The following is a 15610-nucleotide window of genomic DNA, read 5'->3' as shown; positions in this document are numbered from 1 at the left end:
GGCAATAGAACCGATCAGTAGCGGTAAGCGTGCGGCTTGAACGGGCCTTCGACGGTAACGCCGATGTAGTCAGCCTGTTGCTTGGTCAGCTTGGTGACCACACCGCCGAAACCGCGGACCATTTCCAGGGCCACTTCTTCGTCGAGCTTCTTGGGCAGTACTTCCACGGTCAGGCGCTCGGCTTTCTGAGCTGGCGACAGGTCGGCGTATTTCTGGCCGAACAGGAAGATCTGGGCCAGGACCTGGTTGGCGAACGAACCGTCCATGATGCGGCTTGGGTGGCCAGTGGCGTTGCCCAGGTTCACCAGGCGGCCTTCGGCCAGCAGGATCAGGTAGTCGTCGTTCTGTGGGTCGAAGCTGCCAGTGCCGGTGCGGTGAACCTTGTGCACCTGTGGCTTCACTTCTTCCCATGCCCAGTTCTTGCGCATGAAAGCGGTGTCGATTTCATTGTCGAAGTGACCGATGTTGCAGACCACGGCGCGCTTTTTCAGGGCCTTGAGCATGTTGGCGTCGCAGACATTGACGTTGCCGGTGGTGGTCACGATCAGGTCGATCTTGCCCAGCAGCGCTTTGTCGATGCTCGCTTCGGTGCCATCGTTGATCCCGTCGATGAACGGCGAAACCAGTTCGAAACCGTCCATGCAGGCCTGCATGGCGCAGATCGGGTCGACTTCGGACACCTTGACGATCATGCCTTCCTGGCGCAGGGACTGGGACGAACCCTTGCCCACGTCACCGTAGCCGATCACCAGGGCCTGTTTGCCGGACAGCAAGTGGTCGGTGCCGCGCTTGATGGCGTCGTTGAGGCTGTGACGGCAGCCGTACTTGTTGTCGTTCTTGCTCTTGGTGACCGAGTCGTTGACGTTGATGGCCGGGATCTTCAGTTCGCCCTTGGCCAGCATGTCCAGCAGGCGGTGTACGCCGGTGGTGGTTTCTTCGGTCACACCGTGGACGTTTTCCAGCACGGCCGCGTATTTCTTGTGCAGCAGCTCGGTCAGGTCACCGCCGTCGTCGAGGATCATGTTGGTGTCCCATGGCTGGCCATCCTTGAGGATGGTTTGCTCCAGGCACCACTCGTACTCTTGCTCGGTTTCGCCTTTCCAGGCGAATACCGGGATACCGGCAGCGGCAATGGCGGCAGCGGCCTGGTCCTGGGTCGAGAAGATGTTGCAGGACGACCAGCGCACTTCGGCACCCAGGGCAACCAGGGTTTCGATCAGCACGGCGGTCTGGATGGTCATGTGGATGCAGCCGAGGATCTTCGCGCCCTTGAGCGGTTGCTCGCCGGCGTACTTGCGGCGCAGGCCCATCAGGGCTGGCATTTCGGATTCGGCGATGATGATTTCGCGACGGCCCCAGGCAGCCAGGGACATGTCGGCGACTTTGTAATCGGTAAAAGCGGCAGGCGTAATAACAGCGCTCATGAAGAGCCTCCATTCGTAATGTATGCGAATGGGCGCCGTTGTGCGTTTAGTGTCCGTATGGGGAGCCCCGTACGAACAACGCCCCATCCGAGCCTGACAGGTCGAGCCTGCTGCAGCGCCCCTCGGACAGGTGGCGGGAACGGTCCAAAGCGTGGACCGGTAAAGCGGGGCGATTATAACGGGCTAACCGGATCTTCCAAAAGGGTTTCTGTCGGCAAATCAAAATTGCCGATGATCGTTATAGGGGCCGCGATGTAGAGCCTGCCTGCCGGGTCTGCCATGATGCAGCCATTCATCGGCCAGGCGCTCAGGAGTGAACATGAATTTCCACACCCGCAAATGGGTCAAGCCCGAAGACCTCAACCCCAACGGCACACTGTTCGGTGGCAGCCTGTTGCGCTGGATCGACGAAGAAGCGGCGATCTACGCCATCGTCCAGCTCGGCAACCAGCGCGTGGTCACCAAGTACATTTCGGAAATCAACTTCGTCAGCGCCTCGCGCCAGGGCGACATCATCGAGCTGGGCATCACCGCCACCGAATTCGGCCGCACCTCCATCACCCTGACCTGCGAGGTGCGCAACAAAATCACCCGCAAGAGCATCCTGACCGTGGAGAAGATGGTTTTCGTCAACCTTGGTGAGGACGGTTTGCCCGCGCCTCATGGGCGGACCGAGATCAAATACGTCAAGGATCAGTTCAAGGATGATGTTGTCGAGTGAGATCGGCGGCGCTATCGCGAGCAGGTCTGTTCCCAAATTGATTCGGTATTGATCATGGGATTTGTGTTCGCCATCAATCCCCTTGTGGGAGCGAGCCTGCTCGCGATGGCGGCTTCAAGGTCCATGAACATCAGTCCACCACTGAACAGCTCCGAACGCCACGTGTCGTAGCTACATCACGCCACCGGTTCAGGAGCTGTATGGACACCCATAAAGACGGCAAGACCCCTGATCTCTCGGCTCAGGAACAGCACGAAGTCGACCGCAACCAGCCGCCGCGGGCTGCCGTGTTGCATGAAATCATCCGCACCCAGGGCAACCAGGAACTTGAGCGCAGTATCGCTGCGCTCTGGTGGTCGGCCCTGGCGGCGGGGTTGACCATGGGCCTGTCACTGATGGCGATGGGGTTGCTCAACTCCCGGCTGCCGGACCACGAAGGCTTCAAGGTCATCGCCAGCTTCGGTTATTGCGCCGGTTTTCTCGCGGTGATCCTGGCCCGCCAGCAATTGTTCACCGAAAACACCCTGACCGCGGTGCTACCGATCATGAGCAAGCCCACCCTGGGCAATTTCGGGCGGTTGATCCGGCTCTGGGGCGTGGTGCTGGTGGGCAATCTGTGTGGCACCTTGCTGGTGGCCTACGTGATGTTGCACCTGCCGATTTTCGACCAGCGCACTGACCAGGCTTTCCTGGAGATCGGCCGCAAGGTCATGGAAAACGACACCGGCCAGATGTTTGCCAAGGGCATCATTTCCGGCTGGATGATCGCCACCATGGTCTGGATGATCCCCTCCATGGAAAGCGCCAAGATGTGGATCATCATTCTGATCACTTATCTCATGGCGCTGGGGGATTTCACTCACATCGTCGTCGGCTCGGCGGAAGTGTCCTACCTGGTGTTTGCCGGTCAGTTGTCGTGGGAGGACTTCTGGATGGTGTTTGCCGGGCCGACGTTGGCGGGCAATATCGTCGGTGGGAGTTTTATCTTCGCTTTGATCAGTCATGCGCAGATTCGTAGCGAAGTCGGCCCGCCCAAAGATAAGCCGTCAGGAGCGGCAAGGCCGCGTGGCGACTCGGAATGAATGGGAGCCTGATCGCAGGCTCCCGGCGTGGTTGGCGTTAATTGAATAGCATGTTGCTCAGGGTCTTGCGGGTTGTTGACTTCGGATCAAGCGTTCCCATGTAGCGCGACCTGTAGTTGGCGATGACCCGTTCGAGTGCTTTGTTGAACGCGATCTTCTGCTCCAGTGAATTGTTGAACCTCTTTGGATCTTGCACTTCCTGAAGGTCCCGGATTGCCCCTTCTATCAGCTTGATGTTTGCACTGGGCTGGCCGCTGCGGAAGAGTGTGGGATGCAGCACGTTTTGCACGACGTTATGGATGCGCGTGGCAATGTCCTGCTGGTGCATTTGCTCGACGGCGTGACGGGTCACCTCAGAAATGGCGCTGGTCGCGCCTTTGTCCCACTCGGCGGCGGCCTGCAGGAATTGCATGAAGTCCGGGTCATTGCCGTGATTGAGGCGTTTAGCTAGCCATTGCAGCTTGCCGGGTTGATCCGCAAGTTGGTCGAGGGCCCTGATGGCCATGTGCATTTGCGAGGTGGGTTCAAGCTTAGAAGGTGTTTCGTTGGCCGCTTGGATCGCTTCCTTCAATTGCGTCAACGCCTGTTGTGCGTGGCGCCTGAAGGCAATCACCTCGGTGCAGGCTTTGTCGTCTTCCAGTTCTGCGCTCAGCGGTTCGAAATCCTTGTCGCTCAACGCCAGCAGGGCGTCCTCGATCGAGACAAATGCAAAGGTTTGCTGCGTGGAGTAGCGCTCGTCCAGATAGCTTTGGACAACCTTGCGCAGCTCTTCCTGGAGATAATTCTTGATCTCCTCGGACATGCCGAAATTGACCGTTCCACTCAACAGGCCACGGTAATCGCCTTTTTCGGTTTTCAGCGGTACGACGACGATCTGGTCGGCAAAGCGCTTCAGTTGCTTGGCATTCCACGCGGCGCTAGCCGTATGGGGGGCCTTGAGAACGCTGTCGATCAGGGCCGAGATGCCCGTACCCCGCTGGTTTTCCTGGTCCGATTCTTCAGACTCGAACACCAGGATCAAAGACTCGCTGTCCGGGATCGGGCTCATGGAGGTCGCCGGATTATAGATGTCAGGTACCGGTGTGTTGTTCAGAATGCCGCCATCGGCAAATGCCGTGGTTTCAATACGTTTCTCATCGTTCTGTTGGAATGGCAGCCCTTGCTGGGTCGGCTTGCTGAAGACGACCGGCAGCGACGCGGAGATAAGCGCGGCCACGGCAATGTCCATACTCGGCGTGGTCTTCTCGCTGAACACCACCAATTGCGTGCCTTCCTCGAACATGGCGGTGCCGGTGATTTCCACGGTCTTGATCTGTGGGATCTCTTTGCTCAGGACTGCCAGGTCAGCAAAGGTGACGTATTGGTTCTGTCTCACATTGGCAATAGCTTGTTGCGCTTTCTCGGAGAGAGGTTCCGAGTGATCGTCGCAGCGTTGCAAAAGCGCCGCGCAGGATTTCTCCCGGATCAGATTCTCCAGCGGTATCCCCTTGGAGCCCAGGCGTGGCAACAGATCACACAACAATTGCGCCAGCGGAACGCTTTTCAGTTTTTCGCCCAGCTTCGACCAGGCGTTCTGGAGTGTTTTAACGATAGGGTGGGTGCTGTCGAGCAAGGACGTGAGGGGAATATCGTCAAGGATCTGGTCGAAACACGCATGACTCATGCCGCTGGCGAGTACGGCGGCCGATATGGCCCCTGCAGAGGAGCCTGAAATCGTTCTGATATTACCCATGAGACCGTTGGCTTCGAGGGCTTCGACAAGTCCGGAGTAAGCCGCCCCCTTGGCGCCACCGCCACTCAGGACCAAGTCCGTAATGGGGGGGCGATTCATGGTGACTTCGACACTACCGTCGCCATGTCGAATGATGGATATCGACCGGCCTGTCGCGCGGTCTACCAATAGGCAGTCATCTCCAGGATTCGCTGGTCTTGTGATCTGGTCTGTGCTCTCAAAAGAGCTACGGGGAGGGGGCTGTTGCGAGATTGCTAGCATTCTGGTTCGTTCCTTGTACCCGTGGGGGACCGAACTCTAAGCAAAATCCGAGGGATTATTGCGTGGCGACTCAATTGGACAAACATCCGCCGGCTGCAAACAGCACTCGGCGGATTTCAATGAAAAGCGCTCTGGAACAAGGCTTTTGGAAAGTAGGTAAAACAGCTCGCACGGATGGGGACAAAGTCTTACTGAAAGCGTCGCCTATTCGCTCACGGGCAGGGCAGATTTCTCAGCCCCTCAAACAGCGACTGCCACCGAACGACGTTGTCGGTAGATAAAGAATAAGGCAGTCAACACCGTGAGGCCTCCGACCAACGCCCCGGTCCATGGCAGATCCGCCAGATCCGCACCACTGGCCACCACCAACCCGCCAATCCACGCCCCAGCCGCGTTGCCGAGATTGAACGCGCTCTGATTCAGCGTAGAGCCGAGGTTCGGTGCTTCGTGGGCTTGGTCGATGATCAGCAATTGCAGGATCGGGCACAGGGCGAAGGCGAAGACACCCCACAGCACCAGGGTGATCGCCGCCGGAATCACCGACTGGCTGGTCTGGCTGAACGCGGCCAACACCAGCACCACGGCCAGGGCCATGCCCACCAGCGAGGGCAGCAGGCGTCGGTCGGCCAGGCGCCCACCGAGGAAACTGCCCGCCGTCAGGCCAACGCCGAACAACAGCAGCATGATGGTGATGCCATGGGGACTGACACCGGTGATGTCCTGCAGGATCGGCGCGATGTAGGTGAACACGCTGAACAGGCTGGTGGAGGCCAGCACGCTCATGCCGAGGGCGAGCAATACGTTGACCTTGCCCAGGACTTTGAACTCGCTGGCCAGGTTGGCCTTGTCCATGGGGATTTCCTTGGGCAGCCAGACCCATTGGGCGATGGCTGCGATCACCCCGATCACCGATACCGCCCAGAAGGTCGAGCGCCAGCCGGCGTATTGGCCCAAGGCCGTGCCCAACGGCACGCCCAACACGTTTGCCAGGGTCAGGCCGGTGAACATCATCGCAATGGCCTGGGCCCGTTTGTTCGGCGCCACCAACCCGGCCGCCACTACCGAGCCGATGCCAAAGAACGCCCCGTGGCACAGCGCGGTGATGACTCGCGCGGCCATCAGCGTGGTGTAGTTCGGCGCCAGGGCGCAGAGGACGTTACCGAGGATGAACATCAGCGTCATGCCCAGCAGCGTCGCCTTGCGCGGCATATTGGCGGTGCCGGTGGCCAGGATCGGAGCGCCGAACACCACGCCCAGGGCATAGCCGGTGATCAGCAACCCGGCCTGGGGAATGCTCACCGCCAGGTCACGGGCGACATCGGGCAACAGCCCCATGATGACGAATTCAGTCGTGCCGATGCCGAAAGCGGCGACGGCCAAAGCAAGCAAGGCGAGTGGCATGCGCAAGGTCTCTGTCTGTAGTCTTGACGCTCTGATCAGGCATACGCATGCCGACACCACCGGTTCGAGTGAACGGGGCAACAGCGAAATTATTGGAATAGGTGTATGCGCAACTGAGTGCGGCGTGGTCGCTTGCAGTATAAACGGCCGCGGATGGATGGCGAATCAATTCTCTGAATGGAATAAGGAGCGTGCCGTGATTGCAACGGCCTTGGTGTTGGTGGCGGCGCTGTTGCATGCGGCGTGGAATACGCTGATCAAGTTCAGTGGCGAGCGTTTGCTGGTGGTGGCGTGCATGGACAGTGTCGCCTTGCTGTTCGTCGCGTTGGCCTTGGGTTTCGTGGCCGTGCCGCCGTTGGAGATCTGGCCGTGGATCCTGGCCTCGGCGCTGTTCGAGCTGTTGTATCGCTATCTGCTGATCCAGGCTTATCGGGTCGGTGACCTGGGGCTGGTCTATCCGTTGATGCGCGGCCTGTCGCCGCTGGTGGTGTTGGCCCTGACATTTATTTTCGCCGGTGAAGCACTGACGATCCAGCAGATCATCGGCATTTTACTGATCCCGTTCGGCATGCTTTGCCTGTTGTGGCAGGGCGGTGGTGGCGAGCGATTGCCCTGGTCGATGTTGCCGGTGGTGGCGCTGATCGGCCTGTGCATCGGTTGCTACACCTTTATCGACGGTCACGCCTTGCGGCGTTGGTCCCATCCGCTGGATTACCTGGTCTGGCTCACGCTGCTCAGTGCCTGGCCGTACCCGTTGCTGGCGTTGGTCGGCAAGCGACCGGCGTTCTTGCTGTTTTGGCGCGAGCAATGGCGGTTGGGGTTGGCGGTCGGACTCTGCGTTTTGTTCAGCTACGCTCTGGTGCTGTGGGCCATGCAACTGGGGTCGATTGCCGAAGCAGCGGCGCTGCGGGAGATCAGTGTGATCCTGGTGGTGCTGTTCGGCATGCGCTACCTGAAAGAACCTTTTGGCCGGCCGCGGCTCTTAGCTTGCGCTCTGGTGTTGATTGGCATGCTGGTGATGAAAGCCTGACTGGCGCTCGATTCTCTCTAAAAACTCGAAAAGGAAGTGCGTATGACGGTTGCCCTGTGGTGTGTGTTGATTGCTTTTCTCCTGCCTTACCTGTGTGTCGGGATCGCCAAGGCCGGTGGGAGATACCGGTTGCAGGATAACCACGACCCCCGGGACTTTTTGGACTCGCTCGAAGGCGCTCCCCGGCGGGCATACGCCGCGCAACTGAACAGCTTCGAAATCAGCCCGTTTTTCGCCGCCGCCGTGATCGTCGCACACCTGGCCGGCAATGCCGAGCTGGTGACTATCAACGTGTTGGCGGTGTTGTTCATCACCAGTCGCCTGCTCTACATCATTTGCTACCTGGCGGACTGGGCCATCTTGCGGTCGCTGGTGTGGTTCGTGGGGGTGGGGTTGGTCTTGAGTTTCTTTTTTGTTTCGGTCTGAGCCTGGCGGTTGAGACATAGCCTCTGTGAGGTCCTATCGCGAGCAGGCTCGCTCCCACAATGGATCTAGCCGTACACAAAATATGTGTCCACTGGAGATCAGCTGTGGGAGCGAGCCTGCTCGCGATGGGGCCGGGACAATCAACACATCTCTTAGGGATTGGCGCTAACCGCGTTCGCCACCTGCGGCACCGATGGCAACGCCATGCCCTTGGGCCACAGCATCCAGATCTGCCCTTGTTGCTTCATGTCCCCGGCCAATTGCCCTGCCGCCTCGCCTGTGCCCCAGAACAGGTCCGCCCGCACTTCGCCAGCAATCGCGCCGCCAGTGTCCTGGGCGGCGACCGGCCGGTTCAAGGGACTGCCGTCGGGGCGAGTGGTGGATAGCCACAACAGGCTGCCCAGCGGAATCACCTTGCGGTCCACCGCCACGCTGTAGCCGGCGGTCAGCGGTACATTCAGCGAGCCTCGCGGGCCTTCGTTACTGTCGGGGTTGCGGTTGAAGAACACGTAGCTGGGATTGCTGCCGAGCAATTCAGGAATACGGTTCGGGTTGGCCTTGGCCCAGGCACTGATGGTGCCCATGGTCACGTCTTCTTTCTTAAGCTCACCCTGTTCGACCAGCCAGCGCCCGATGGGGCGGTAAGGGTGGCCGTTCTGGTCGGCATAACCGATGCGCAGTTGGCGACCATCATCGAGGCGAATACGTCCCGAGCCCTGGATTTGCAGGAATTGCAGGTTCATGGGGTCGGTCAGCCAGGCGATGACCGGTGCCTTGACCCCGTTGGTTTCGATGGTGGCCGCGTCGTCGTACGGCTTGAGCACCCGGCCTTCGAGGCGGCCGCGCAGGCGTTTGCCCTTGAGCTCAGGGTAGATGCTGTCCAGCGACACAATGATCATGTCGTCGGGCACACCGTAGACCGGGATGTTCGCCGTAGCGGTCTGGGTGAGGCTGCCGGGGTATACCGGTTCGTAGTAGCCGGTAATCAGGCCATTGGGGCTGTTGTCCCCCGAGCGCAGGCCGTAGACGTCCAGGTTCTGTTTCAGGAAATTGCGAACATCCGGTGCGGTTTGCGGCACCTTGGCCGCTGCTGCGCAGGTCGGGCCCCAGGTCGCATCGGTCTTGAGACGGGTGCAAGCGCTGCGCCAGGAGCTGAAACCGGCCAGCAAGTCCGCATCGGACACCGACGGCAACGCTTCCCACGGTGCGCTGACATAGGTGGCGAGGGCATGGGTCTGAGGCTCTTCGACCTTTTCGCCGCGATTACAACCGGCCAACAGTGCGATCAGCGGTAGGGTCAATGCCAGGCCTTTGTGCCAGGTCTTGATGCGGCTGTTCATGAAGATTTCCTTTGCAGTCATTCGGACGCTGTCAGGCGCTCGAACAACCCGTATTGTTGATAGGGCCATTGGTCTTTACCGATGACCCGAGGATACTAACCGCCGTTTCCTGCCCCGAGGCCAAGATGTTTGTAAAACGATTTTCCATGGCAGCGCTGGCCTGCCTGATGTTGTCCGCCTGTGGCGGCGTCGATCCCAATTCTCCCCTGGGCCAGCGCAAGGCGATCTTCAAGCAGATGCTCAAGACCAGCGAAGAGCTGGGCGGCATGTTGCGCGGCCGCGTCCCGTTCGATGGCGCACGATTTGCCGACGGCGCGGTGCAGCTGGATCAGCTGTCCCATGAGCCGTGGAAACACTTCCCGCAGGTACGCGAGCAAGACCACACCAGCGCCCGGGATGAAGTCTGGCAAAAACAGGCGCGCTTCCAGGAACTGGCGCGCAATCTTGAAGCCGCCACCGGTGAATTGGTGACCGCCAGCAAAATCCAGCCCTACAAGGCCAGTTACCTGGGGCCGGCGGTCCAGAAGGTCGAGGATGCGTGCAGTGCCTGTCATAAGGAATTTCGGGATCATTGAATAAAACAGCTGCAAGCGCAGAGCTTTGAGCTTGCCGCTTACTTATCCAACTCATCCACCGCTTCCTGCAGTTCCTTGCGGGAGGCTGCCAGCTTGTCCTTGCGTTTGTTGATCCGCTCGGCGTCGCCTTTCTTCATGGCCTTTTCCAGGTCGGCCTGACGTCGGCTGACCTCATGCTTGGCATCGAGCACCTTGTTTTCACGCTCCTTGCGCAAGGACGCATCGGTGCAGTGGGTGGTGACTTCACTCAGCGCGGTTTCCAGGCCTGCCTGCTGGTCCTGGTTGCCGCGGGACTTGGCCAGTTCGATCTGGTTGATGATGCCCTGGCGCTTGGCCGCGCAGCCGGTGAGCTCCGGGGCTTGCTCGTCCGCCATCAAGGGGGCGGCCATGGCGCTGCATAAAACCAGCAGGGCAACGGGGGACAGGAAATTCATAGCAACTCCGTAAAAAATCGCGAGCGGTCGGTACAGATGCGCTGTTGGAACGCATGCTTGCCCCTTGGGTTCAACCACGCGGGGCCCGGATTAAAAACCGTCGACCCCGGCGGTGCGTAATTCCTCACTCAAGGCCAGCACCTGCGGGTCGCGAAAAAATGCGCTCAATTGCGCGGCGCGTCCCGGTCCGATGCCGGCTTCGGCTTGCCATTGTTCGGTATTTCGCTCGGCCAGCACCTGCCACGGCCCTTCCAGCCGGGCCTCACCGACCGGCGGCAGGCCCAGGGCCTTGAGCCATTGCCCGAAAGGGCGTTGCCGGGCGCTGTCCAGGCTGGCGAGCAGGCGCGCGCTACTGCGTTCGCCGAAGCCACCAATGTTAGCAAGCTCGGCGGCATCAAGGGTCAACCAATCCAGCAAACCGTGGAGTCGACCTGCAGCCAGGAGTTTTTCCCAGGTGCCGGGACCGACATGGGGCAGGGCGAGCCCGTGCTTGCCGCTGAGCCAGTTCAGGCGTGCGAGGAACTGGCTTTCACAGCCGGGCGTCGCTTGCCAGCAACTCAGGACGTGGTAGTCGTCGGCCAACGGAGCGTTGACCTCCTGGCGCTCGACACTGCGCAGTACAACGCTGTCGAGTCGCGGGATGGTCAGCCCGGCCAGGCTGATGGCCACCTGGTCGCCGGGACGGATGTCCATCTCCTCCCAGCGCTTGAGGGAACTGACACTTACCCGACGAATCCACCGGTCGTCGAGCCGGATGCGTTCAAGCTCCAGTACGGGCGTGATGCGCCCGGTGCGACCGACCTTGAAGTGCACCTTGCGCACCTCGGCCAGGGCTTGTGCGTATGGGTATTTCCAGGCCACGGCCCAGAACGGTGCCCGAGCCTGCCAGCGTTTGGCGGGTGGCCGGCGGCTCTGGCGCAGGACGATCCCGTCACTGGCGAAAGGCAGCGGCGTACGATACCAATGGTCGCGCCAGCGCTCGGCGTCAGCGAGGGTCCGGACAGGTTGGTTGTAATCGAGGGTGTTGGCGAAGCCCAGCTCACTCAACGCGGCCATCCGCTCGGGCAGGGTATGCGGTCCGTCGGGCCAGTCCCAGACAAACAGGCCGATGTACGTCCCCTCTTGCACCGTCAGATTTGTGCGCGCCATCAGGCCCGCTATGGTCGACCGGGCATTGAGACTGCCGTTGTCGGCCTGGACATGGCTGTTGAGCCGCCAGTACAGCTCGCCCTGGACAAGCACGTCCAAAGGCTGGCGCAGCCGTTGAGGGATGCTGCTGATCTTGTGCACAGCCCAGGTCCAGTCCTGTCCTTGAATCCCGTCGCCGCGGCTGATCGCCTGATGCAGGCGGCCTCCACGATAGACCAATGTCACCGCCACGCCATCGACTTTCGGTTGGACCCAGACGTCCTCCCGGTCATGCAACCAGGCTCTCGCACCGTCGGCGTCCTTGAGTTTGTCCAGGCCGGTATGAACAACCGGGTGCGGTACTTTTCCCGCTCCCGGGCGCAAGGGGGTGGCGGGTGCTTCAAGGCCAAAGCAATTGCGCCATTGGTCCAGTTTCAAGCGGGACTGATCGTAAAGCTCGTCGGCCACCAGCGAGCGGCCGTAGCGGTGATAAGTGTCGTCCCACTCGTCGATTCGCTGTTGCAGTGCGGCGATCTCCGTCTGGGCGCGGTCGGTGGGCCAGTCGGGGCAGGGCGCCGCAATGGCGGGGCCGGTGATGAATATGAAACAGGCGATTGTGCGTGATAACGGCAGCATCGAAGCATCCTTGCTTGGTGGTGTGCTTGAAGACTAGTTGCAGTAGCTCGAGGTGCGAGTCCGAGTGCGTTACCGGATTTTGCGAGGCCTGATGGCAAAGTCGCGGCGGTACAGTGCGGCACGATTTAGCCGCGCAACTGTCCCTTGAACCCCTCAAGGGCCGGTGCAGAATGGACCTTCGTTTCGCCTCTGCCAGGAGTGTTCCGATGGACCTGACGACCCTCGCCGTTTTCATTCCGGCCTGCTTCGCGCTGAACATGGCGCCGGGGCCGAACAACCTGTTGTCCATCAGTAATGCTTCGCGCTATGGCTTCGTTCGCGCGTGTAGCGGTGGCCTCGGTCGGCTGCTGGCCTTTGCGATCATGATTGCCCTGGCCGCGGTGGGGCTCACCGCCGTGCTGCATACCTCGGAGCTGTTGTTCCTGGGGATCAAGCTTGTCGGTGCCGGTTATCTGTTCTACCTGGCCGTGCAATTGTGGCGGGCCCAACCCGAGGCTGGCAGCGAAGCGGCGGTCGCGTCGATGAGCAGGGCCGGCCTGGCGCGCCAGGAATTCCTGGTGGCGATCGGCAATCCGAAGGCGATCCTGTTGTTCACTGCGTTCCTGCCGCAGTTCGTCGACCGTACAGGCACCGTCACCCAACAATTCGCCGTGCTGGGTGGCCTGTTCCTGGCGTTGGAGTGCATCGCCATCGGGTTGTATTGCTACATGGGGATTTACGCGCGACGGTTGTTCGCCCGGCCCAGTGGCAAGCGGCTGTTCAATCGGCTGTGTGCGGGCTTGTTGGCCAGTGCGGCTTCGTTTTTGCTGGTGGCGCGGCGATCTTGAGCTTCGGCGAGGGAATTTTGTGGGAGCAAGGCTTGCCCGCGATACAGGCGCCTCATTACCACAGGGACCGAGTTGTCCTCATCGCGGGCAAGCCTTGCTCCCACAGATAAATTCCATCGTCACAAGGCCCCGGTATGAACTTACCCTTTGAGTGGTCAAGCACCAGGCATGAAAAAGCCCCTGGCGATCAAGTCGCCAGGGGCTTTTCTTTACACGTGGGTATTACAGGCCGGCAGCGGCGCGCAGGGCGTCGGCGCGGTCGGTCTTTTCCCAGGTGAAGGTGGTGAAGGTATCGTCACCCACGGTCTTGGTCTGCGGCGTACGACCGAAGTGACCATAGGCGGCGGTGTCCTGGTACATCGGGTGCAGCAGGTCGAGCATGGTGGTGATGGCGTATGGACGCAGGTCGAACACTTCGCGGACCAGGTTGATGATCTTGTCATCGCCGATCTTGCCGGTGCCGAAGGTGTTCAGCGAGATCGACGTAGGCTGCGCCACGCCAATGGCGTAGGAAACCTGGATCTCGCAGCGCTCGGCCAGGCCGGCGGCCACGATGTTCTTGGCTACATAACGCCCGGCATAGGCCGCCGAACGGTCGACCTTCGATGGGTCCTTGCCGGAGAACGCACCGCCGCCGTGACGGGCCATGCCGCCGTAACTGTCGACGATGATCTTGCGCCCGGTCAGGCCGCAGTCGCCCACCGGGCCGCCGATGATGAACTGGCCGGTCGGGTTGATGTGGAACTGGGTGTCCTTGGACAGCAACTCGGCAGGCAGCACGTGCTTGACGATCAGTTCCATCACGCCTTCGCGCAGGTCTTTGTAGGACACATCAGGGTTGTGCTGGGTCGACAGGACGACGGCATCGATACCGACTACCTTGCCGCCTTCGTAGCGGCAGGTCACCTGGGACTTGGCGTCCGGGCGCAGCCAAGGCAGCAGGCCGGATTTACGAGCCTCGGCCTGACGTTGAACCAACTGGTGCGAGAAGGTGATCGGGGCCGGCATCAGTACGTCGGTCTCGTTGCTGGCATAGCCGAACATCAGGCCCTGGTCGCCCGCGCCCTGGTCTTCAGGCTTGGCCCGATCGACGCCTTGGTTGATGTCGGGGGACTGCTTGCCGATGATGTTCATCACGCCGCAGGTCGCGCCGTCGAAGCCGACGTCGGAACTGTTGTAGCCAATGCCCAGGATGACGTCTCGGACGATCTGTTCCAGGTCGACCCAGGCCGAAGTGGTGACTTCGCCGGCGATGATCGCCACGCCCGTTTTCACCAGAGTCTCGCACGCCACGCGGGCGAACTTGTCTTCAGCAATAATGGCGTCCAGCACCGCATCAGAAATCTGGTCGGCGATTTTGTCCGGATGCCCTTCAGACACGGACTCGGAGGTGAAAAGGGAGTATTCGCTCATCTCGATGTTTTCCTACAAGTTACCGTTGGTGAGTGTCGCCAGTGGCCGCTGAAAGTGGCGAACCTGGATCTGGAAACCATTACGTAAGCCTATATAGAGGCTTTCCCCGGGCACGAGGCCCGCAGCGGTGGCCCAGCGGGCCAGGTCGTCCTGTTCAAACCCGAGCCAGAGATCGCCGCAGGCCTCCCTGGCCCAGCTCTGGTTGTGGCTGCATAACTCCGTCACCAACAAGCTGCCGCCCGGTTGCAGCAGGCCGGCCATGTGCCTGAGTGCGTCGGCCGGCGCGGCGAAATGATGCAGCACCATGTTCAATACCACGCAGTCGGCCTGCAGGCTCATGCCATCCAGTGCATCGGCCAGTTGCAGGCTGACATTAGCCAGGGCCTCGCGCTCGCAAACCTGGCGCGCCAGTTCGAGCATGGCCGGGCTGTTGTCCAGCGCCGTCACCTGGCTGAAGCGTCGCGCCAGCTCCGGCAGAAAGGCGCCATCGCCGGGGCCGACTTCGATCGCCGTGGCCGCGGGTTCGAAGCTCAGTTTGTCGAGCAGCGCCACAACGCTTTCGCGGTACTGCGGCAAGCCGGCGATCAGGTCCTGCTGGGCGCGAAATTTCTCGGCGACCCGTGCGAAGAAGTCCTGGCTGGCGGCGGCCCGTTGCCCGTGTACCTGGGCGATGCGAGCCTGCACGTCGGTCGGCAGGGTCAGCGCGTCCACTTCGTCCAGCAGCGCCGCGTGCAGCTTGCCACCCAGCAGATCGCTGTGGGGCAGGGCGCGGCGATAGAAAATGGCGTTGCCTTCCCGACGGGTCGCCACCAGGTCGGCCTGGGCCAGGACCTTGAGGTGGTGACTCATGCCGGACTGGCCGATGCCGAAGATCTGCGCCAGTTCCAGCACGCCGAACGAGTCGTTGGCCAGGGCGCGCAATACATTGAGCCGCAACGGATCGCCGCCGGCCTTGCAAAGGGCCGCTAGCTCATCGCAGTCGTCATGGCGAATGGAGGGCGCGGGTAAGTTCATGATGAGGCAGTCTGTTTCATGGTGAAGCAGTCTAGTGAGGGGTTTGGATCATCGCAAGTTCAATATCAAAAAGTTTTGATATTGCTCGATAAATGGCACTTCTCCACCCGTGCTTGACTCTACAAACCACCAGCGGAAAGGTTTCACCTGGTGAATGCGACTTTAT

The 15610-nt window shown here is 60.7% G+C and carries 13 protein-coding genes, 1 pseudogene and 1 riboswitch; of the genes and pseudogenes, 6 read left to right on the top strand and 8 right to left on the bottom strand.

What is annotated here, in order from left to right; all coding sequences use genetic code 11:
- Window positions 1-14: 14 nt before the first annotated feature.
- Window positions 15-1424, bottom strand: coding sequence for an adenosylhomocysteinase (ahcY, locus tag PSH86_RS28405; protein WP_109755094.1), 1410 nt, complete (start codon window positions 1422-1424; stop codon window positions 15-17).
- A 23-nt stretch (window positions 1425-1447) separates the two neighbouring features.
- Window positions 1448-1554, bottom strand: a riboswitch (S-adenosyl-L-homocysteine riboswitch).
- A gap of 189 nt (window positions 1555-1743) precedes the next feature.
- Between ahcY and PSH86_RS28400 the strand changes: the two genes are divergently transcribed.
- Together PSH86_RS28400 and PSH86_RS28395 are read left to right on the top strand one after the other, a co-directional pair.
- Window positions 1744-2145: an acyl-CoA thioesterase gene (locus tag PSH86_RS28400; RefSeq protein ID WP_072346269.1), complete on the top strand. Its 402-nt coding sequence runs from the start codon at window positions 1744-1746 to the stop codon at window positions 2143-2145.
- Window positions 2146-2345: 200 nt separating this feature from the next.
- Window positions 2346-3227 carry a formate/nitrite transporter family protein gene (locus PSH86_RS28395; RefSeq protein ID WP_109755093.1) on the top strand — a complete coding sequence of 294 codons (882 nt, stop codon included), beginning with the start codon at window positions 2346-2348 and terminating at the stop codon, window positions 3225-3227.
- Window positions 3228-3264: 37 nt separating this feature from the next.
- Here the strand turns inward: PSH86_RS28395 and PSH86_RS28390 are convergent, their stop codons facing one another.
- Complete coding sequence (locus tag PSH86_RS28390; RefSeq protein ID WP_305486469.1) at window positions 3265-5058, bottom strand: patatin-like phospholipase family protein; 1794 nt, start codon at window positions 5056-5058, stop codon at window positions 3265-3267.
- 402 nt (window positions 5059-5460) lie between these two features.
- Complete coding sequence (locus PSH86_RS28385) at window positions 5461-6621, bottom strand: MFS transporter (protein ID WP_305486467.1); 1161 nt, start codon at window positions 6619-6621, stop codon at window positions 5461-5463.
- A gap of 196 nt (window positions 6622-6817) precedes the next feature.
- Between PSH86_RS28385 and PSH86_RS28380 the strand changes: the two genes are divergently transcribed.
- Together PSH86_RS28380 and PSH86_RS28375 are read left to right on the top strand one after the other, a co-directional pair.
- Window positions 6818-7651, top strand: coding sequence for an EamA family transporter (locus PSH86_RS28380; protein ID WP_109755090.1), 834 nt, complete (start codon window positions 6818-6820; stop codon window positions 7649-7651).
- A gap of 42 nt (window positions 7652-7693) precedes the next feature.
- Window positions 7694-8077 (top strand): MAPEG family protein, encoded by a 384-nt coding sequence (locus PSH86_RS28375; RefSeq protein ID WP_109755089.1) that lies wholly within the window; start codon window positions 7694-7696, stop codon window positions 8075-8077.
- A gap of 152 nt (window positions 8078-8229) precedes the next feature.
- On the opposite strand, the gene PSH86_RS28370 is transcribed toward PSH86_RS28375, so the two are convergent.
- On the bottom strand, window positions 8230-9417 hold the full coding sequence (locus PSH86_RS28370) for a murein transglycosylase A (protein ID WP_109755088.1): 1188 nt from the start codon (window positions 9415-9417) through the stop codon (window positions 8230-8232).
- A gap of 125 nt (window positions 9418-9542) precedes the next feature.
- Here PSH86_RS28370 and PSH86_RS28365 point away from each other — a divergent pair, with 125 nt between their 5' ends.
- The gene (locus tag PSH86_RS28365; RefSeq protein ID WP_109755087.1) at window positions 9543-9992 is read left to right on the top strand and encodes a cytochrome c; all 450 of its coding nucleotides are present in this window, start codon (window positions 9543-9545) and stop codon (window positions 9990-9992) included.
- Window positions 9993-10030: 38 nt separating this feature from the next.
- Here PSH86_RS28365 and PSH86_RS28360 read toward each other — a convergent pair whose 3' ends face one another.
- Both PSH86_RS28360 and ligB read right to left on the bottom strand, forming a co-directional pair.
- Complete coding sequence (locus PSH86_RS28360; RefSeq protein WP_109755086.1) at window positions 10031-10426, bottom strand: DUF1090 domain-containing protein; 396 nt, start codon at window positions 10424-10426, stop codon at window positions 10031-10033.
- Window positions 10427-10516: 90 nt separating this feature from the next.
- Complete coding sequence (gene ligB, locus PSH86_RS28355) at window positions 10517-12190, bottom strand: NAD-dependent DNA ligase LigB (protein WP_109755085.1); 1674 nt, start codon at window positions 12188-12190, stop codon at window positions 10517-10519.
- 206 nt (window positions 12191-12396) lie between these two features.
- Between ligB and PSH86_RS28350 the strand changes: the two genes are divergently transcribed.
- Window positions 12397-13017, top strand: coding sequence for a LysE family translocator (locus PSH86_RS28350; protein WP_305486457.1), 621 nt, complete (start codon window positions 12397-12399; stop codon window positions 13015-13017).
- 222 nt (window positions 13018-13239) lie between these two features.
- Here PSH86_RS28350 and metK read toward each other — a convergent pair whose 3' ends face one another.
- Both metK and PSH86_RS28340 read right to left on the bottom strand, forming a co-directional pair.
- Window positions 13240-14430 (bottom strand): methionine adenosyltransferase, encoded by a 1191-nt coding sequence (metK, locus tag PSH86_RS28345; protein WP_003177547.1) that lies wholly within the window; start codon window positions 14428-14430, stop codon window positions 13240-13242.
- Between the two features lie 19 nt (window positions 14431-14449).
- A pseudogene (locus tag PSH86_RS28340) lies at window positions 14450-15444 on the bottom strand (ArsR/SmtB family transcription factor).
- Between the last annotated feature and the right edge of the window lie 166 nt (window positions 15445-15610).

The sequence above is a fragment of the Pseudomonas sp. FP2300 genome (genome assembly GCF_030687595.1).
Lineage (GTDB): Bacteria > Pseudomonadota > Gammaproteobacteria > Pseudomonadales > Pseudomonadaceae > Aquipseudomonas > Aquipseudomonas bijieensis.
Note: the sequence above shows the minus strand (reverse complement) of the source record. Positions and strands in the feature narration are given on the sequence as shown.